The sequence below is a fragment of the Mesorhizobium abyssinicae genome (assembly GCF_049887195.1).
Lineage (GTDB): Bacteria > Pseudomonadota > Alphaproteobacteria > Rhizobiales > Rhizobiaceae > Mesorhizobium > Mesorhizobium abyssinicae.
On sequence record NZ_JARAKC010000004.1, the window covers coordinates 214493 to 234383 of the forward strand.

The 19891-nt window shown below is 59.6% G+C and carries 17 protein-coding genes; 12 read left to right on the forward strand and 5 right to left on the reverse strand.

What is annotated here, in order from left to right; all coding sequences use genetic code 11:
• Positions 1 to 27: 27 nt before the first annotated feature.
• Genes PU724_RS11415 through PU724_RS11430 form a run of 4 tightly spaced genes read right to left on the reverse strand, consistent with a single transcriptional unit; the run spans position 28 to position 3422 of the window.
• Entirely contained in the window at positions 28 to 1305 is a 1278-nt protein-coding gene (locus tag PU724_RS11415) for an HlyD family secretion protein (RefSeq protein ID WP_354422192.1), read from the reverse strand.
• An 11-nt stretch (positions 1306 to 1316) separates the two neighbouring features.
• On the reverse strand, positions 1317 to 1520 hold the full coding sequence (locus PU724_RS11420; RefSeq protein WP_354422190.1) for a DUF1656 domain-containing protein: 204 nt from the start codon (positions 1518 to 1520) through the stop codon (positions 1317 to 1319).
• Positions 1517 to 3256 (reverse strand): FUSC family protein, encoded by a 1740-nt coding sequence (locus PU724_RS11425; protein WP_354422188.1) that lies wholly within the window; start codon positions 3254 to 3256, stop codon positions 1517 to 1519. The genes PU724_RS11420 and PU724_RS11425 overlap by 4 nt, the downstream gene beginning before the upstream one ends.
• Positions 3257 to 3275: 19 nt before the next feature.
• The gene (locus PU724_RS11430; protein ID WP_354422186.1) at positions 3276 to 3422 is read right to left on the reverse strand and encodes a hypothetical protein; all 147 of its coding nucleotides are present in this window, start codon (positions 3420 to 3422) and stop codon (positions 3276 to 3278) included.
• A gap of 200 nt (positions 3423 to 3622) precedes the next feature.
• Between PU724_RS11430 and PU724_RS11435 the strand changes: the two genes are divergently transcribed.
• On the forward strand, positions 3623 to 3745 hold the full coding sequence (locus PU724_RS11435; RefSeq protein ID WP_354422184.1) for a hypothetical protein: 123 nt from the start codon (positions 3623 to 3625) through the stop codon (positions 3743 to 3745).
• Positions 3739 to 5253: a mechanosensitive ion channel domain-containing protein gene (locus PU724_RS11440; protein WP_354422182.1), complete on the forward strand. Its 1515-nt coding sequence runs from the start codon at positions 3739 to 3741 to the stop codon at positions 5251 to 5253. Before PU724_RS11435 ends, PU724_RS11440 begins: the two co-directional genes overlap by 7 nt.
• Positions 5254 to 5536: 283 nt before the next feature.
• Here the strand turns inward: PU724_RS11440 and PU724_RS11445 are convergent, their stop codons facing one another.
• On the reverse strand, positions 5537 to 6805 hold the full coding sequence (locus PU724_RS11445; RefSeq protein ID WP_354422180.1) for an MFS transporter: 1269 nt from the start codon (positions 6803 to 6805) through the stop codon (positions 5537 to 5539).
• Positions 6806 to 7173: 368 nt separating this feature from the next.
• Between PU724_RS11445 and PU724_RS11450 the strand changes: the two genes are divergently transcribed.
• The 10 genes from PU724_RS11450 (at position 7174) to PU724_RS11495 (ending at position 19828) form a co-directional block, all read left to right on the forward strand.
• A complete protein-coding gene (locus tag PU724_RS11450) occupies positions 7174 to 9897 on the forward strand; it encodes a helix-turn-helix transcriptional regulator (protein WP_354422178.1) in 2724 nt (907 codons plus the stop codon).
• A 168-nt stretch (positions 9898 to 10065) separates the two neighbouring features.
• Positions 10066 to 10932, forward strand: a complete 867-nt coding sequence (locus PU724_RS11455) for a sensor histidine kinase (RefSeq protein WP_354422176.1) — start codon at positions 10066 to 10068, stop codon at positions 10930 to 10932.
• Positions 10933 to 11231: 299 nt separating this feature from the next.
• Positions 11232 to 11453, forward strand: coding sequence for a DUF680 domain-containing protein (locus PU724_RS11460; RefSeq protein ID WP_354422174.1), 222 nt, complete (start codon positions 11232 to 11234; stop codon positions 11451 to 11453).
• An 8-nt stretch (positions 11454 to 11461) separates the two neighbouring features.
• Positions 11462 to 11695, forward strand: coding sequence for a hypothetical protein (locus tag PU724_RS11465; RefSeq protein ID WP_354422172.1), 234 nt, complete (start codon positions 11462 to 11464; stop codon positions 11693 to 11695).
• A 266-nt stretch (positions 11696 to 11961) separates the two neighbouring features.
• Complete coding sequence (locus PU724_RS11470) at positions 11962 to 13251, forward strand: epoxide hydrolase family protein (RefSeq protein ID WP_354422171.1); 1290 nt, start codon at positions 11962 to 11964, stop codon at positions 13249 to 13251.
• 46 nt (positions 13252 to 13297) lie between these two features.
• Positions 13298 to 14074: an alpha/beta fold hydrolase gene (locus tag PU724_RS11475; protein ID WP_426213191.1), complete on the forward strand. Its 777-nt coding sequence runs from the start codon at positions 13298 to 13300 to the stop codon at positions 14072 to 14074.
• 50 nt (positions 14075 to 14124) lie between these two features.
• Complete coding sequence (locus PU724_RS11480; RefSeq protein ID WP_354422169.1) at positions 14125 to 15168, forward strand: alpha/beta fold hydrolase; 1044 nt, start codon at positions 14125 to 14127, stop codon at positions 15166 to 15168.
• Between the two features lie 295 nt (positions 15169 to 15463).
• Complete coding sequence (locus PU724_RS11485) at positions 15464 to 17320, forward strand: PAS domain-containing sensor histidine kinase (RefSeq protein WP_354422167.1); 1857 nt, start codon at positions 15464 to 15466, stop codon at positions 17318 to 17320.
• Between the two features lie 786 nt (positions 17321 to 18106).
• Complete coding sequence (locus tag PU724_RS11490) at positions 18107 to 18943, forward strand: alpha/beta fold hydrolase (protein WP_354422468.1); 837 nt, start codon at positions 18107 to 18109, stop codon at positions 18941 to 18943.
• Positions 18944 to 19177: 234 nt separating this feature from the next.
• Positions 19178 to 19828 (forward strand): VOC family protein, encoded by a 651-nt coding sequence (locus PU724_RS11495; RefSeq protein ID WP_354422165.1) that lies wholly within the window; start codon positions 19178 to 19180, stop codon positions 19826 to 19828.
• The last annotated feature ends 63 nt before the right edge of the window (positions 19829 to 19891 follow it).

Below are 19891 nucleotides of genomic sequence, written 5' to 3' on the forward strand. Positions count from 1 at the left end.
GGCGCGAACGGCGCGTGTCGCGGTGACTTATTCGTAGCGCGGCGACGCCTCTATACCGGTGGCCAGGCTGGGATTGATCTGTTCCGGCTCCGGGGTTGCTTGTGCCGCCCACGCCGGAACTGATTGCGCCGGCGCTATGGCGGCCGTGGCTGCCGAAATACAGTCCGGGCGCGCGGACGGGCCGCTGAGTACATTGATCAGGCTCGCACGTGCGCTGTCGAACCAGCTGGAATGGTCGTTGGCAGGGTGATCCCGAATCGTCACGGTTGCAGTCATGCCGGATACAAGCGGTACACCGGCCGGCACGTCGTCGATTGCGATGCGGACCGGAACGCGCTGCGCCAGTCGGACCCAGGTGTAGATCGGATCCACGTTTGGAAGCCCCTGCGTGCCGGCGGCCGCGTTGGAAACGCTGAGACCGCGAGTGACCGTGCTGACGTGACCGATGATCGGTGCCGAGTAGCCCATCAGTTTTGCTTCGACCTGGGCTCCGGTGCAGACTCGTGCCATTTTGGTCTCTTCAAAGTATCCATCGATCCAGAAGCTGTCGGTATCGATGACCGAAACGTTGGTGATACCCTGGCGAGCAAAGTCGCCGGCGCGCAGCAGGAGGTTCGTCACGTAGCCGTTGACCGGACTGCGAACCTCGGTTCGCTCCAGGTTTACCTGAGCTTGAGTGACTTGGCTTTGCGCAGCTTCGAACGCAGCCTCAGCCTGGATCGCATTACCAGCATAGATCTGTTGCTGCTCCGGGGTGGTCGCAAGACTCGACAATTTTCCCTGTCGCTCAGACTGCCGCTGCTTCACCTGGAGGTCGGCTGCTCGTTGCTGCAGAGCGGCTTTGCTGATGTCCAGTGCGACGTCGAAATCGAAGGGATCGATCACATAAAGAACATCGCCCTTGCGCACGAACTGATTGTCGGCAACACGCAGCTCCTTGATCCGGCCCGAGACTTCAGGGGCTACGCTGGCAACCTGAACGCGGACGCGGCCGTCGCGGGTCCATGGGGCGGTCAAGTAATGGTCCCAGGCAATGAGCGAAACCAGCACGGCCGCCAACGCGATCGCGACAGTCGCAAGTCTTCTCCCTGACGCAATGAGTGCTTGCTGAAGGGCTTGCCGCTTCCGGATGTGAACGGATTGCGAGGCCAAAGGAGTTAGATCGCGATCTCGCGGCGCGACCTCCGGGACGATCTTCAGATTCGCCGGCGGTGGCGCGTCTTCCGTTCGTATCGGATTGGCCGACTCCGTCTCGGGCGCCGACGGCGTTGGCCGAACAGGCTGGTCTTTGAGCTGCGCTTCCATGACGATCTCCATTAGACAAGAAGCACGACGGTCCCGAGCACCATCACATAGAGGCTTAGCTCGGCAATCGACGAGTGACTGAACATCTTTGCGAAGCCGATCAGGTGCAGGATCGGGCGAAGAAGAAGGACGATGGCGAAAGCTCCGAGCGCGTAGGTCACGAAGGGTGCGAACAGCACGCCGCCAATCGCGAGTTCATGAAAATCATGCGTCATGGCAGCCGTCCTTGTATGGGGTTGCCGCCGAAGCGAATTGCCGCGGCCCGATCGAAGTACGCCAGCACCTCTTCTACGGAGTCCCGATACTCTGGATCGTTCGGACCTGTCGCGGCGATCCGGGCGACCCGAACGGCATCGCGAAACGTCGCTTCCTCGGGTGCGTAGCGTCGATCGGCGCGACCCGAGAGCAAATGAAGTTCGTGTCGAGCCGACGCGAGCAGCCAGCGTCTGCGTTGAGAATCTGAGACCGGAGGAATGAGATACTGCGCAGCGAGTAGCAAACCGGACGCGATACAGAGAAACAACGACGTGAAGAGAAAGGCCTGTGGGTTATAGGTCTGCGGATTGCTCGCCGCGAGGACCGCCGAGATGAAGATCAGGTTGACTTTCCCTAGACCCGACACAACCGGGTTTGGCAACGTCGCCAGAAGTGCGGCCCCGATCAGAAATGGAGCAAGCCCTATTGCCAGCAGCGGGAAGTCTGAGGCGCCATTAAGAACAAAGAATTCGAGGATGCCGGTCATTGCGATCGCAATCGGTGTCCCGGCAAAGCCGAGTGCCGTAAAAGCTTGCGGCGCGGGAGTTGTAGCGCCCAGTCCGACAACGACAATAATCAGCGACAGCGCGAAGCTCGCGCTCGGCCACCCCGCCAGGACGAGCAGAGTGGATGCCACCGCGATGCATGCCGCCGCCCGCCATCCGCTTCCCATGGCGACACGCTGCGACCGATAGAGCGGCGCTCGCCAAGAGCGCGATGGGCGCTTTCCGGACTTCAGCGCGGAAAGATAAAGCCGGACTTCGGCGTCCCGCCGCAGCAACTCATGGAGCGCCCATTCAAGGGACGTCGACGTGGCGCCAGCCAAAGCGATGGCATTCTCGTCGACCGGGATCGGCAAGGACTTTTCGGCGTCCACACTGAAGACGTGCGCCAGCCGTTCGCGAAGGACCGGATCGGTGATTGCAGGAAGTTCCGCCAGCGCGCGCACCGATTGCAACTCGGCGACAAGTTCCACGATCGCGCTACGAGCCGCGGCGCTCTTGGCCGGACCACTGCTCGTTTCAGCGGCGAGGCTTGAGATGTCGGGGCGGAGAGCAACGATCTCTCTCATCAGAGCGGCCACCGCCACAGCATCGGTGGACTCGCCGCTAACGACAGCCTGCGCATAGTTCCGGACGCGGCGGTGAAGGGCTGCGAGTTGTACGCCAAGCTGCGGATGACGGTCGGGGGCCGACAACAGATCGTTCACGATCGTGATTGAAAGCACGCCCACCGCAATGGCCGCGCCACGGTCCATGGCCGTTTCAAAGACATGCAGCGGCGTGTCGATCTGCTGAATGGCAACCAAGCCAACGGTGTAGCCTGATAGCACCGCCGCATATGCGCGATAGCCGTCGAGCAATGCACAAGCATAGATGCAAAGACCCATCCATGCCGCGAAGGCCACGAGCAGCAAATCTCTGGTCTGGGATAGAGAGCCCACGATCGCGATCGAAGCCGCCACCCCTATGACGGTCGCGATGAGGCGATAGCCGGCCTTCTCAAGCGCCTGCCCGCGCGTCGGCTCCGCCAGGATCATGACCGTAAGCATGGCGGAAGAGGGCGTCGAAAGCTGGAGCCAGAAACTCGCCAGCAGGGCGACGATCGCAGCAATCCAGATGCGGAGCGCAAAGGCCCACGACTGAATAGGAAATCCAGCGACAGTCAGGGGCAAGGAGGTTGTGGTCGCGGTCATAGCAGGGAATCCTCGAGCATCATCCAAGGATCACACCGGCGACCGAGAACATGATCCACAACCCGAACAAGGGAAGAAGGATCCAGCGTGCCTGGTGGACGCTCTCCTCCTTCGGCGCCGATACGGTCGCCGAGACGCCTAGATTGTTGATCTTATGGTCGTCCATGACGCATCTCCTTGGTCGAGATGCCATAGAGATCGACTGAGGGCGGGGGCAAATCTATTGAACGATAGTGTCGCCAATACTTTTGTATCGGACCACTATGAAGCATTCCATCGGCCGTTCTGACCTGCGAAGCCGACACCAAGGCACAATGGACGGTGGCGACATTGTATCGCAGGGTCGTTCGCCGAACCGGACAAGGAATGAAGTTCGAAATCGACGACCACCATGTCCTGGAAGCGTTCCGGGAATGGCATGACCTCCAGGCCGGTTGGCGGACGCTCGGGCTGCGAAACAGCCGCGATGGTTGCGAGTACCAATGTTGAATTATAGCGAGATCTCTGGAGCATTTGCCGACCCGATCGTGCAGACCGGTCTGGTCGCAGTGGTCGGCGCGATCCTCACGCGGCTATTGCTTCGAGACCATCCCCGACGTCAGCTCGTCGGGCAACTTGTCTTTTTCCTCGCCCTTAGTCTTCTGCTGGTGGCCACCGGGATCATTCCGTATCAGCCGGGACCGCCTGGCGCATCCAACGTGCAGAACCTCTTCATCGGGCTTGCCAAGATCATATGGTGGACAAGTGCGGCATGGTCGCTGATCAGCGTCGTTCGCGTTTTTCTGATCTTCGAACGTAGAGCTCGCGAGGGCCGGCTTTTGCAGGACCTGATCGTCGGCCTCATCTATGTCGGAGCGGTCCTGTCGGTTGTCGCCTATGTATTCGACGCCCCAGTCGGGACGCTCATCGCCACCTCTGGTGTTGTCGCGGTGATCCTCGGCCTGGCCTTGCAGAGCACTCTAAGCGACGTGTTTTCCGGGATCGCACTCAACCTGGCGAGGCCTTACGGCATTGGGGACTGGATTTCCCTCGGCAATGCCATCGAAGGAAAGGTCGTGGAGACGAATTGGCGGGCGACGCATCTCCTTACGAGCGCCAACGATCTCCTCATTGTCCCAAACAGCGATCTCGCGAAAGCGAGACTTATCAACCTCAGCAGCCCCGAACCAAGTCACGGTGTGACCTTGACGATACGTTTTCAGGCGGCGACGGCTCCATCCGCTATGGTCGACGTAATGCGCTCGGTCCTGCTGAGCAGTAGCATGATCCAGACCAGCCCAGAGCCCAGCATCCAGGTGACATCCCTGGATGCGGACGCGGTTGAGCTCGAACTGACGTTCAGGGTTGGAGATGTCGCCTTGATCGGCAAAGCCAAGACCGAAATCTTCGATTTGACCTATCGCCATGCCAAGGCTGCTGGCTTACCTCTCGCTCAGCCACCGGGAAGCTACTTCACAGCCGCATCGGCTCCGAGTGCAGGGTCCGTCGAACTGCGCACCACCCAATTGCGGTTGCTGGATGCCGTGCCGCTTTTCGCTCGACTGACCGAGGATGAAAAAGAGACTCTTGCTACGACCATGACACACTGCACTTTCCGCAAAGGGGAGGTTCTGGTCGAGCAAGGGCGCGTGCAGAAGTCTCTGATGATTCTGCGGAGCGGAGTCGCGGTGGTCACTCGCAGAGAGGATGCTATCGCAGAGGAGGCCGAGTTGGCCAGGCTTGCACCGGGAGATTTTCTGGGGGAGGGCGGACTGCTGACGGGCGCCGGCGAGCTCGGGACCGTGACGGCCCTGACTTCGGTCGTCGTCTACGAGATTACGCAAGAGGGTCTCGCACCCCTCATGAGGGACCGTCCGTCCATTGTCGACGAGCTAGGCTCGCTGTTGTCGAGGCGAACGGAGGCGGAGCGGTCCAAATTCGACCAGCTGCACAACGGCGGGCAATCGAAATCGGTACCGCGGCTGACGGCACGGATTAGACACTTGTTCAACCTTTGAAACTGCAGAGGTTAGATGACATGAGGCGCCGCTGGCCTCGGCACCCGCAATCTCAATTGGTCACATGCCGCGGGATCGATATGCGCATTTCCGATACCGACGCGCAGTGCATTTGCTCCCTCCAACCCCACATTTGTTTGCCTGTGTGGCGGATCGGCTGGTCGGAAGGGCGGACCACCGCATCTTGGCCACCGGCATGAAGCTGCTGTCGGATGGCGTGTCCGGCTGCCTCGTGTGAACGACGGATCAGAGACCTCCTCCGGACCACGCGCCGTCCGTTCATCTACGCCGGCAGCGGGCGACCGGATGTTTCCGGCGATAGCGCAATGAAGGGGAGCCCGACAACATAGATCGCCGCTAATAGCGAGATCGCTAGCGGAAGGCTTCCCGTCGTCCCGGCGATCATGCCGATTGCGGCTGGTCCGACTGCTCCGAGCAAGCGACCCAGGCTGAATGCAAAGCCCGAGCCGGAACCGCGCAAAGCTGATGGAAACATTTCGGGCAGCCAGATCGTGAAAAGACCGAACATGCCGTTGGTGAAGAAGCCAACAAGGGGCAACAGCAGGAAGAACAACGGGAGGCTGTCGAGATACCCAATCGCGAGTCCGTAACAGGTCACTACAGAAACTGTTGACCCAAGGAAGAACACGAACCCTGTCAGGCGCCTGCTGGCAAGGTACGTGGTTATCCAGGGCATGAGCAGGCAAGCGACGAGTGCACCACAATTGGTCGCGATTCCTGCAAGTGCTCCCAACTCTAAGGAACGCGCCGGCGCCGTGCCATTTGCCGTCAGCTTGATGGCGACGACGGCCGGCGCCCAGAAATTAGACGACCAGAGACCGAAAATGGCGCAACTCAACATGAGCGCGGCGGCCCAGGTTGTCTTTCTTTGATCGACGGCAAACAGCGAGGTGAACGAGGGGGGTGATCGTCGATGCACGGGCTTCGGAAATGCGCGGCGAACGAAAAGGACAAGCAATGCCGGCAAGATCCCGACAATAAACAAACCGCGCCAACCGAGAGCGTCGCCGGCGAGGAATACGAGCAACGCTGCAAGGAGCAATCCCGTCGGGGCCGCGGAGTGGAGCCAGCCCGCCAGGCGTACGCGTTGCTGCTCTGGAACCGTTTCATGCAGCAGTGGAGTGCCTGCCGACCATTCCCCACCGATGCCAAAGCCCGTCAAGAAGCGGAAGACTGCAAACATTGTGACGCCTGTCGCAAGCCCGCTGGCCGCAGTGAAAGTGGAGTAGACCAGGACGGTCATGCACAAGACCGGGGCGCGGCCGTAGCGATCGGCAGCCCAGCCCCAATACATCGAGCATGCCCATCCCACCATGAAGCAGGAGAACAGCAAGCCGCCGTAGAAGCCGATGTTGGATTGGCTTGCTGCGATTCCGCTAGCAGGCAGCAACTCCTTCAGGGCAGATACCAGGACATAGGCGTAGATCGATGCATCGAAACCATCGAGCATCCAGCCGAGCCACGTCGCCCAAAAGACCTTTTGAGCTGTTGGCCTTAAGTCCTGCATCGACCGCCAGTTCGCTTCGATCATCGCCCTTCAGCGAAAGCGCCACAGCCACTAGAGTCAGGTAATTGAGCATCGATTTTAACACGTTGCGCCCCAACGGCTAAGCAGGAGGTATGCCAAACCCGAACCGCGATGCCCAAAATATGATGGAGGACAGGATCGCTACCGGCCAAGGAAGCTGGGTGTCGCCGGCTGCAGTTGAAATGCGAGCTGCTTCGTTTCAGGAGCAGATGAAAGGGGTGCAACGGCTTCCCCACTGCGACACCAATGTGCGAAGCTGTGTGGCTGCGTGATAGTAAGCGCGGCTGGGTCAGAATATGAAAGAGCCCCGGGAGGATAGACGTCCATCCGCTCAGCACCGCGAGGGCGATGCGCGGGCCGCTTTTTTCCCCATGCAAGGACGCGAAAAGGACATCGCATTTCTGAAGAGGCTGATCGACCAGGTCGATCAGGGTGGATCGGCGTTAGTCATTCGCGGCGAGGCGGGGATAGGCAAGTCCGCGCTGCTTGAGGTGGCGAAATCTATAGCGCGTGAACAAGGGATACTGGTGCTCAGCATGACCGGCGTGCCGGCAGAAAGCCATGTGCCGTTCGCCGGGCTCGAGCAGGCACTTCGCCCGCTCTTCAAGCAGGTGGACAGTCTGGCGCCTCGCCACCGATCTGCGCTTCTGGTCGCGCTTAGCATGGGCGATGATACGGCGTCCCCCGATATCTTTCTTGTTGCTCTGGCAACGCTTGCCCTCCTTACGGAAGGCGCCGGGGGCACCCCGATCTTGCTGGTCATCGACGATGCTCAATGGATTGATCAGCCCACCTACGATGTCTTGGATTTTGTATCGCGACGGCTGAGCTCAGACCCGATCGTGTTGCTGGTCGCGACCCGCGATGACGCACGTCGTGTGCTCGGCGATACCGGAACGCCACAGATCCAGCTTTCAGCGCTCGATGATGTCGATGCGGAACGCTTGCTGGACGCTCATGCTCCCGACCTGCCGGCCGATCTGCGCCGCCGCTTTCTGAAGGAAGCCGCCGGCAATCCGTTGGCTATCCTGGAACTCCCCCTTGCCGATCAAGCGCTCGACCACGATGACTCATGGCTGCCGCTAACGGAGCGCCTGGAACGCGCGTTCTCAAGCCGATTGACCGGTCTGGAAGACACAACCCGCCGTCTGCTGTTCGTTGCGGCAGAAAATGACGGCACTTCATTTGAGGAAATCCGGCGTGCCGCCGAGATGATGTTGGCCAAGCCCGTGGGAGTGGACGCGTTAACAACGGCGGTTGCAGCCAAGTTGATCCATTTCGATGGGCGTGACGTGCGATTTCGTCATCCGCTCGTCCGCTCGGCGATTCACCAAGCTGCTGATCTAAGCGTGCGCCAGGCAATCCATGCATCACTTGCGGCTATCATGCCAGGCCAGCTTGATCGTCAACTTTGGCATCGTGCGGCGGCAGCCGTCGGATCCGACGAAGACCTTGCAGCAGAGCACGACTGCATGGCTGCTCGGGCACAGCGACGGGGCGTGGTTCTTACTGCTATCGACGTTCTCCAAACAGCGGCGCGATTGAGCAGCACGCCAAAGTCCAGAAGCGAACGACTTTTGCGGGCCGCCGAGCTCGCCGCCGATCTCGGGCAAGCGGAGTTGATGGAGGATCTGCTGCAACGCGCGGACGTAGATGAGTCGGATGAACTTGCCTCGGCGCGTATCGGCTGGTGTCGGGAAATCAGCCAGCCTCCGTTCGTAAATGATCCCACTAAGATACCGAGCCTGCTTCGCTTCGTGGCGCAGGCAGAGACCGCAGGTGCGATTGAGCTGGCAGGCAATCTGGCCTGGCGTGCAGCTCAACGGTGCTGGTGGAGCAATGCTACTGAGACAGTAGGCGAGAGCGTGGTTGCAGCGGCTGGTGCCTTGGGCCTGCCGGACACGGATGCGCGCGTGATCGCAATAGCCGCTTATGTCCAGCCGCTCAAAAACGGCGGCAAAGTGTATCAAGCCCTCAAACGGCTCGCCACCGAAGGGCTCGAAGACCCTGCTATCGCGCGAATCCTTGGAAGCACGGCGGACGTGATCGGGACCTTCGACCTTGCCGTGCACTTTCTAAACAGATCGAGCGCCGCGCTTCGCGAGCAGGGACGCCTCAGCGATCTAGCCCGAGTACTTTTTTCGCAGGCTTGGGCAGAAATGGAAGTCGGCGACTGGATCGGTGCGATGCGCGAGGCGGAAGAATCTGCGCGGCTTGCCGAAGAGGTGGGAGGAAATCTCTGGATCGCGGCGGCCACGATCGTCAAAGCGAAGTTGGCGGGCATGCGGGGCAACTTTGAACAGGCAGAGGTTCACGCTGCGCACGTCGAGCGCCTGCTCTTGTCCAGCCGGCCCAGCTTTCTGTTGGCAATGTTGCAGATCGCGCGGGGTATAACGGCAATTGGCGCGGGAGAGCATTCCGTTGCCCATGACCATCTACGACGGCTGTTTACACCCGATGATCCGGCATTCAACTCGGGTCTTCAGTTTTTCGCGCTGGCGGACTTCGTCGAGGCGGCTGCCTACTCCAATAGTTCGCGGGCGATCGCACACGGTCTGATCGACCAAATGGAGCTTGCCGCAGGCCGAGAGCGGGTACCTTGGGTTGAGACCATGTTGCTCTACGCTCGAGCTCTGCTTTCAGAGAATGAAAGAGCAGAGGAGCTGTTTATGCGCGGTCTCGGTGCGGATGCCAATGCATTTCCGTTCCTGCGAGGGCGCCTGCTTCTTGCTTACGGCAGTTGGCTGCGCAGACAGCGCAGATCCGCCAGCGCCAGAACGCCACTACGTGAAGCTCGTAACATCTTCGATGCACTCGGAGCTTCGCCATGGGGGGAGCGTGCCCGTGAAGAATTGCGCGCATCAGGCGAATTCAGCCGCGCTCGGGCAGAGTACAGCTGGGAAACGCTTTCGCCGCAAGAGTTGCACATCGCTCAACTCACGGCAGAAGGGTTTTCGAACAAGGAGATCGGCGCCAAGCTCTATCTCTCGCATAGAACCGTCGGCTACCATCTTCACAGGATATTCGCCAAGACAGGGATCACCTCTAGGTCCGCGCTCGGGCCGCTGCTTGCAAGGACGGTTGGCGCCAATTGAGACGCGACCGTAGCTGGCGCTATGCTGTCATTGGCGGGGGGCGGCACCAGAGCCGTTCACAGCGTGTCCCGCGACGCAACTGTAATCTGTCATCGACTGGTCATTTGACAGAAGCGAGCGGTGTCCCTTTTGCATAGCTTTGCCTTCAACATCATGAGGGCATGGATCATGAGCAGCGCTATCAACCGAACCACGTCGGATAACGAGGAAAGCGGCGGCGGGTCGGTCATCACTGGATCCAAGGCACGATCGCATCTCAAGTTGGCATGGCCCGCATCTCGGGAGGTGTCGGGTCAGGTACAGCTGAATGTCACCGAGACCACCAACTTGGAGAGCGTTTCCATGTTGTCCGAGTTCAGCGCCTACATCAGTCACGAGGTGAACCAGCCGCTTACTGGTATCGCCTTGTATGGTGGAACGATCCTCAGATGGCTGGCACAGCCAGCGCCCGATTTAGTCGAGATAGAACGAGTCGTCAGGCGTATGATCGCCGACGCACAACGGGCAAGCGAGATTGTCAGTCGTGTGGGGGCTGCGGCAACTAAGAACCTGCCAGAACCGACGCGGCTTTCGTTTGATGACGGTGTCGTGCGAGAGGCGCTGTTGGCCGTTGGCGACCAACTGAAGTCGCATGGCGTGACTGTCAGGCACTTTACATCTTTGGGCGGTGGACGCGAAGTCTTGGGCGACCGGGTCCAATTGCAGCAAGTGGTCATAAATTTGGTTATGAATGCCGTGCAGGCAATGGCTCAGACGCCAGGAGGAAAGCGCAGTGTGACGATTCGCACTTTCGAATCTGATCCCGCAAATCTGTGCTGTTCGGTGGAGGACAGCGGACCCGGCATCGACCCCCAACAGCTCGCTGGGTTGTTTGAGCGTTCCTTCAGCACCAAGGCCCGCGGCATGGGGATGGGACTTCGCATTTGCCGAACGGTGATCGAGGGACACCACGGAAAGATTGGAGCGGACAACAAGTCCTTACACGGTGGAGCCCGTTTCTTCTTTTTCCTTCCAATTGCTGGCGAGGCGGTATGAGTCAGCGAGTTGCAAGTCACGCCGATTGTCTTTGGGTCGATCTCAATCCACTAGCGGACCGTCGGTGGCGCTTAGAAGCCGCGTGCCCCGCGTCTGGATGACATACACCTAAAGTATAGAAAATACTGTCTATCTGAAAGTCTATCTGAAATTTTCATGTAAAAATAATACCACGAGACACCTTGGTATAATTGGAATTTAAGGCACCCCCATCCATCTGGAGATCATCCGACAAGCGCATCCTCCCAAGGCGCGACATCGTGATTGATAAGACACACTTGGAAAAGGAGTACGTTAAAATGACCAGAATATCTCTTGTGGCTGCCGCAGCCCTTCTTATCTCCGGCAGCGCCGCCTTCGCCGGCAGCGATCACTATGGATCCGATTTTGTCTACAAGCCGACATCGTCTCTGAGCACCAGCATCGACCACAGCTTCACGGCGTCGATCGGCCACACCGGCCCTAAGCATGTCCGGCCACTGTTCGATCCGGAGCCCGGTCAGGGCATCTGGGGACATTGAACTCCGCCATGACCAAGATCGCCTTTTTTACCTTGGTCACTCTTGCTTCCAGCCCGGCCTTCGCCGGCAGCGATCACTACGGCACTGTCGTCGAAAGCGGGTCGAGTCTTACCGACCTGACGGTCACCGGGTCGATCAACCGGCATGACGAGAGCAAAATCAAAGTCTTGCCGAAGGCAAGCGGTGGAGCAGAGGCCGACCAGTCCTGGCCAGACTTCAACAGAGGCCCCTGGGGCAATTGACTATTTTGCCGTCAGCTGAGCGGCGGGCATGGCTCGCCGCTCAGCGTTTTTGGATCGCTTTCTTTCCCGTTGGAAATCCACATTGCAACTGAGCACCCACCGCCGTCGCCGGTCATGACTTGGTCGTGCCAAGCCGTCGGCAACTTCCCGCGAAGCCGTCACGCACCAATCCTAAAGTATCGGCGACACCTTGGTGTAATAGATTTCGGGGCGCCTCTCGCCGATCTTCGCGTCGAACTTTCGCCGGACTGACATCGGAGGTAATCATGTCAAAGCTGTCACCCACTCGTCGTCAACTCCTTGCCGCAGCGGCCGCTGGCGGTGTTGTAAGTTTGCTGCCGGGGGCGCTGCGCGCGGCCACCGTTGACGCCATAAGACCCCTCAAGATCAATTTCCCGGAATCCGATCTGGCCGACCTGCGCCGACGCATTCTGGCGACGAAGTGGCCGGACAAGGAGCAGGTCTCTGACACCACGCAGGGCGTGCAGCTTGCAACGATGCGGCAGCTGGCACAGCACTGGGCGACCGATCATGACTGGCGCAAGATCGAGGCCCAGCTGAACGCGGTCCCCAATTTCGTCACCGAGATCGACGGGCTGGATATTCACTTCATCCACGTCCGGTCCAAGCACGAGAACGCTCTGCCGATGATCGTGACCCACGGCTGGCCCGGCTCGATCATAGAGCAGCTCAAGATCATTGGACCGCTGACCGATCCCACGGCTCACGGCGCGACCGCCGCTGACGCCTTCCATCTCGTCATCCCATCACTGCCGGGCTACGGCTTCTCCGGCAAGCCGACCGAAGTCGGCTGGAATCCGCCCCGCATTGCCAAGGCGTGGGCCGTTCTGATGAAGCGGCTCGGCTACAAGGAATACGTGGCTCAGGGCGGCGACTGGGGCAATGCCGTCACGGAGCATATGGCTGTGCAGCAGCCGCCCGGTCTGCTTGGCATTCACACCAACATGCCCGCCGCGGTACCGGCCGAAATCAACAAGTCGCTGGCCGAAGGAACGCCGCCTGCCAATCTTAGCGCCGACGAGTTGAGAGCATGGAACCAGCTCGATTCCTTCAATAGGAACGGCTTGGGCTATGCGATCGAGATGAACAACCGTCCCCAGACGCTATACGCCATCGCGGACTCGCCGATCGGCCTGGCGGCGTGGATGATCGACCATGACGACAGCAGCCAGAAGATGATCACCCGGGCCTTTGCCGGCCAGAAGGAAGGCCTGTCGAAGGACGACGTGCTCGACAACGTCACCCTCTACTGGTTGACCAACACGGCGATCTCTTCGGCTCGGCTTTACTGGGACAATGCGCATCATCCGACCGGCGGGTTCTTCGATGTGCGCGGAATCCAGATCCCGGTCGCAGTGACAGCCTATCCCGATGAAATCTATACGGCGCCGAAGAGCTGGGCCGAAAAGGCCTACCCCAAGCTGATCCACTTCAACAAGGCCCCGAAGGGCGGCCACTTCGCGGCGTGGGAACAGACGGACTTCTTCTGCCAGGAGATGCGTGCGTCATTCCAGTCCTTGCGTAAGCCGGCCTAGAGCCGCGCGAACAACGTCGCGACAAGTTTTGAAAGGAGTTCTACCGATGAAAACTTTCTCAGCTGCCTTGATGTTCGTCACCTTGCTGGCGACATCTGCTTTCGCGGCAACTGCGGAGCCGGCCAAACCGACCGTGGTCCTGGTGCACGGCGCCTTTGCCGACTCTTCGAGTTGGAATCGCGTTGTCGCTATTCTGGAGAAAGACGGCTACACGGTCGTTGCGGCCGCCAACCCGTTGCGAAGCGTGAAGAGCGACGCCGACAGCGTGCGCAGTCTTCTTAGCACCATCACGACGCCTGTCGTTCTGGTCGGCCACTCCTATGGCGGTATGGTGATCAGCGACGCCGCGCACAACCAGGCAAATGTAAAGGCTCTGGTTTATGTCGCCGCTTTCGCGCCGGAGGCAGGCGAGAGCGCCGGCGCCCTCGACGGCAAGTTCCCGGGCAGCGTACTAGGGCCGGCATTGTCGCCAGTGCCGCTGTCTGGCGGTGGCCACGACCTCTATGTCCAGCAGGACAAATTCCGCGAGGCCTTCGCGCCGGACCTGCCCGAACCCGCTGCCCGGCTTGCTGCGGTAACCCAGAGGCCGATCACTGACATCGCATTTGGCGAAGCGGCGACGGAGCCGGCCTGGAAGACCATTCCGTCATGGTTCGTCTATGGCGACCACGACACCGCAATCCCACCGAAGGCGTTGGCCTTCATGGCTGAGAGAGCCCACGCGCGCGAGACGGTTGTGGTCAAGGGTGCATCACATGTGGTGATGATCTCGCACGGGCCGGCGGTCGCCAAGGTCATCGAGGACGCAGCCACCGCCAACTAGGCGCCAAGTGCTGGCAGGCCGTCGGGGTTACCAACCACATGGGCTGACAAATGAACTGTTACAATCTCCTGGGGCAGATCAACCAAAGCCGTCGCGGCTTCTTCGCGACCGCGGCGGGCCTCGCGGCAACCCAAATTAGCATGATTAGATCAGCGGCGGCACAAGAGACCAAGGCGAGTTCCGCATCCGCGCATACATCCTTTGCAGCACTCAAGCAGGTCCATGCGGGAATGCTGGATGTCGGATACGCCGAGGATGGGCCTGAAGATGGCCCCGTGGTCATTCTCCTGCATGGCTGGCCATATGACATCTACAGCTATGTCGACGTTGCCCCGACACTGGCCAAGGCCGGCTACCGCGTGATCGTGCCCTATCTACGCGGCTACGGCACGACGCGCTTCCTGTCCGCCGAAACGCCGCGTAACGGACAGCAGGCGGCGCTTGCGGTCGACATCATCGACTTTATGGATGCGCTGAAGATCGATAAGGCGGTCCTTGGCGCCTTTGATTGGGGAGCGCGGACTGCCGATATTATCGCAGCCGTTTGGCCCGAGCGATGCAAGGCGTTGGTTTCGGTCAGCGGCTATCTCATCGGCAGCCAGGAGCTCAACAAAGAGCCCCTTCCGCCCAGGGCCGAACTTCAGTGGTGGTACCAGTACTATTTTGCCACGGAACGAGGTGCGGCCGGCTACGCGCAATACACGCACGAATTTGCACGTCTGATCTGGGAGTTGGCCTCCCCACGGTGGAAATTCGACGACGCCACTTTCGCGCGCTCCGCCACCGCCTTCGACAATCCCGATCATGTCGCGGTCTCGATCCATAACTATCGCTGGCGGCTAGGCTTGGCACAGGGCGAGGTAAGGTTTGACGCCCTGGAAAAAAAGATCGCGGCGATGCCCGACATTGGCGTGCCCACCATCACCATCGAAGGCGATGCCAATGGCGCGCCACATCCGGATCAGTCTGCGTATGCCAAGCGCTTTACCGGCAAGTATCAGCACCGGATTTTTAAGGGCGGGATAGGCCACAACGCACCGCAGGAGGCGCCCAAGGAATTCGCCCGGGCCGTTATCGACGCCGACAGACTTTGACGGTCAGTTGCGGTTAAATCATGGATCATAGGTGTTGAAGCCATCGTCATTCGAGCCGGTCAGGCCGGACCCTCGCTGCCCGGGTGGCCCCTGGGGCGTCAGCGGCCAGGAGGCGACCCACCCGATCCCGGGACGTCGTGCCGTCGTTCAGACGTCGAGCGCACAGGCCGATGAGCGGCTATGCGCGTCGACCCAGGTGAGGGACCATGCTAGGCTTGGCCATTAGAGGCGAAAGGACCGGCGGGGATCCAGTCACCCGAGACTAACTTGTCAACGGTACAGACAGACGAGTGACATGTCGTTCGAGCTCAGCGATCTGATTGATGCGCTTCCGGGCTTGGCCTGGAGCGCCCTTCCGGATGGTTGCGCAGAACTCCTCAATCAATCCTGGCACGACTACACGGGTTTTACCGCGGAGGAGGCCGCGGATCGAGGGTGGATCCATGCAATTCATTTGGAAGACCGATTGCGTGTCGACAATTGTTGGTCGTCGTGCGTGTCCTACGGCGAACCTAGGGAGACCGAAGCGCGGTTACGTCGTCGCGACGGGGTCTATCGGTGGTTCCTGTTTCGCGCCAATCCATTTCGCGACAAGGCCGGCAACATCTCCAGATGGCTTGGTTTCGCCATCGACATAGAAGACTTCAGACACCGCGAGGAGCCGCTTCAATCCAGCGAGCGCAATCTGAGTCTGATCATAAACACTATTCCTTCCCACATCTATGTGCTGAACACCGAAGGATTCGTCCAATATGTAAATCAGGCGGTGATGGATTACACGGGCCTCACTTTGGAGGACGTTCAGCAAGAGGACTATCGGGATCGTGTCATTCACCCGGAGGATTTCAAACGAGTCCGCGAAGGACGAGCAGCGTCGCTGAAGCGAACAACGCCTTTCAGCACTGAGCAGCGAGTTTTAGGCAAAGACGGGGAGTATCGCTGGTTCCTCGTGCGCTACAAGCCTTTGCTTGATGAGCAGGGACGCATAACCCGGTGGTATGTTGCGGCGGTAGACATCGAGGACCACAAGCGCGCCCTCGACCAGCTACAACTGCTCGTCAACATGATGCATGCAATGCCTGCAGCAGTATGGTCGGTGACGCCCGATGGAACTCCGGATATCGTGAATCAGAGCTTGTATGACTATATCGGGCAGACGCCTGAGTACGTCCATAGGCACCCCGAAGCGTTGACGGCCACGATACATCCCGACGACTTGGGAGCAGCGCGAAAAACCTACTGGGAAGGTATTCGGTCCGGCTCTGGCTTCGCCATGGAGGTCCGGTTCCTTCGCGCTCGGGATCAAACTTACAGATGGCACCTGAACCAAGCGATTGCCATACGCGACCAGGAGGGAAACATCATCAGGTTCCTCGGTAATTCCACGGACATCGATGATCTCAGAGTTGCCCAGGAAGAATTGCAGACGACGCGGGCGAGCCTCGCACATGTCAGTCGCTTGATTACGATGGGCGAGCTAACCGCATCTATTGCTCACGAGATCACCCAGCCGCTTACGGGCATCGTCATTAACGCCAACGCGTGTCTTCGGATCTTGGCGGCTGATCAGCCCGATCTCGAACGTGCACGTGGTACGGCGCGTTTGACCATTCGTGATGCTGGTCGCATGTCTGATGTGATTTCTCACTTGCGGGCAATGTTTGCAAACAAGAAACCAGCGGTCGGACCGATTGATCTCGCGGAGGCCACAGAAGAAGTAATTGCGCTTTGTGGAAGCGACTTGCGGCGAAAGGGTGCTCTGCTTTTTAGCGAGTTCTCCAATGATCTTCCCGTAGTGGTCGGTGATCGAATCCAGCTTCAGCAGGTGATCCTGAACCTGCTTACGAATGCCGCAGATGCCATGCTGACAGTCGACGACAGGCCGCGCGAGCTGAGCATAAAAATCGGAATCGACGCCGATACACTAGTGAGAGTAACGGTTCGAGACAGTGGCGTGGGCTTCGAGTCCAGCGGCGCAGACAAGCTGTTCGCCCCGTTCTTCAGTACCAAGCCGCAAGGCATGGGTATCGGCCTATCCGTCAGTCGCTCGATCATCGAGAGTCATCACGGTCGCATCTGGGCGGAAAGAAATGAAGGCTCCGGAGCAACATTCGCTTTCGCAATCCCACGCAGTCCTGCGCCAACTGAATGAGGCACACCTTAGCGGCAGCACCTTCGTCTGATGGACTTTGGGTTCCCGTTCCTATTGCTTGAACCCAAGGTCAAGGCCACGCCGATCGTGCCGACCGAAATCACGTCAGTACGGTCGCAGATGAGAAGGGCGCGCTTGGCATCCTCTCGATCAAGACGACCGAAGGCATCCTCGAGGTGGCTTTGGACGCCGCAGCCGCCGACGCCATCGGGAGGTTTAGCTGTGCCTAATGTGCATTGCCATCATGACGCTTGGATGAAGCCCCGTTTGGCCATATCTGGTTGTCGCCGCGCATAAGCCGGCAGCTCTCGTCCAAACTAGGCACGATCACCGAAGCTCCCTTGACCGAATAGAACGTCGCTACGGGTCGTGGCGATGGCGTCAACCACGCTATCCAATTGGTAGTCTCTCGATTCGGCTAGTCGTCTCCCACCGACGGTATCGTCGGCTGACTTCCACCAGCCGTCTTCTATGATGGAACCCGAGAAGGGCGCACGGCCTCCATCCATACCAACGTATCGCCGACACCATCATGCAATAGATTGACTTGCGCACAGCTGATATTCGACTCTGTGTCCGAGCGGATTGGTGAGATCGCCAAGGCGGTCGGTCAATACAGCGGAGAGTTACATGAAAACAGAAGATCAGGCGAGCAGCGCAAACGCTTTCTCGCGACGGGTAGTATTGACGGCCAGCGCTATTGCAGCAGCGACGACGCTGCTTCCACGCATCGCAATCGCCCGGTCCGCAAGCAATGAACCCACTCGACATCAAGGAGACCCGACCATGTCAACCGTAACGACCAAGGACGGTACAAAGATCTTCTACAAAGATTGGGGGCCAAAGGAGGCCCAGCCACTCGTGTTCCATCACGGCTGGCCGCTCAGCGCGGACGACTGGGACGCGCAGATGCTATTCTTCCTGGCAAATGGCTTTCGCGTCGTCGCGCACGACCGCCGAGGGCACGGCCGCTCCGCACAGGTCAGCGACGGTCACGACATGGACCATTATGCTGCCGACGCATCAACCGTGGCAGAGCACCTCAAGCTGAAGAACGCCATCCATATCGGGCATTCGACCGGCGGCGGCGAAGTTGCCCGTTACGTTGCAAGGTATGGCCAGCCCCAAGGCCGCGTCGCCAAGGCTGTCCTGATCAGCGCGGTTCCTCCCCTCATGGTGAGAACCGACAGCAATCCCGGTGGCACCCCGCTCGAGGTATTCGACGGTTTCCGAAAGGCACTTGCCGCCAACCGGTCGCAGTTCTTTCTCGATCTGGCGTCGGGACCGTTCTACGGCTTTAATCGGCCGGGCGCGGCGATTTCGCAGGGCATCATCCAGAACTGGTGGCGCCAGGGCATGATGGGTGGCGCCAAGGCGCATTATGAAGGGATCAAGGCCTTCTCGGAAACCGATCAGACAGAAGATCTGAAGGCGATAACGGTGCCAACCCTCGTCATGCAGGGAGACGACGATCAGGTCGTGCCCTATAAAGACGCGTCCCTCATCCAGGCCAAACTGCTCAAAAACAGCTCCCTCAAGATTTACCCGGGCTTTTCGCATGGCATGTGCACGGTGAACACGGATGTGATCAATTCCGACCTGCTCTCGTTTATACGCTCATAGGCCCGAACGTCGGCTCGGCACCGGTCGAGGGGGAACAGCGCGAGGTGTGCCGAAAAGCAGCCTTGCCGATACCAAAGTATCGCCAACACCATGGTGCAATAGATTGGATTCGGTCCACGGCCGATATTCGCCTCGTGTCCGCGACAGAGTGGTGAAGTAGGCTGGGAAGGCCAATCCAGGCCGTCGTTGATCACGCCAATCAAGATCGCCGGAGCAGCACTATTGGAGACTGACATGAATATCACGCAAACCAGCGGAGAAACCAAAGCACGAGGCCGCATGTCCGACCTGAAGCTCGAGGTCGTCGTGATCTCCGTCAAGGACGTGGAACGTTCGAAGCGATTTTACAGCGGCCTTGGTTGGAGGCTCGATGCGGATTTCCCGGTCGGCGACAGCTTCCGCGTCGTGCAGTTCACCCCGCCGGGCTCGCCAGCCTCGATCCACTTCGGCATTGGGATTACCAGCGCCGCTCCCGGGTCGGCCAAGGGGATTTATCTCATCGTGGCCGACATAGAGGCGGCACGCGCCGAGCTCATCAATCATGGCGCTGACGTCAGCGAAATCTTTCACACCGCAGGTCCGGGGACTCCGCCGGTCGATGGGCCGGATCCGGAGCATCACAGCTACTCGTCATTCGCAAGGTTCAGTGATCCGGATGGCAATGAGTGGATTCTGCAGGAGATCAGGGCGCGACTTCCCGGCAGGGTCGACACCGACGCTACCAGCTTTGCTTCCGTCGCGGATCTTGCCGGCGCGCTGAGACGGGCGTCGATTGCCCATGGCGAGCATGAAAAGCGGACCGGCGGCCAGTATGATCAGAACTGGCCTGACTGGTACGCTGAATACATGGCTAGCGAGCAGGCCGGAAGGCCGCTCCCGACCTGAGCGGATGCCAACCCATGGACGTTGCTGCCGGTTCGCTGGAAGACACGTCAGCGGACACGGCAG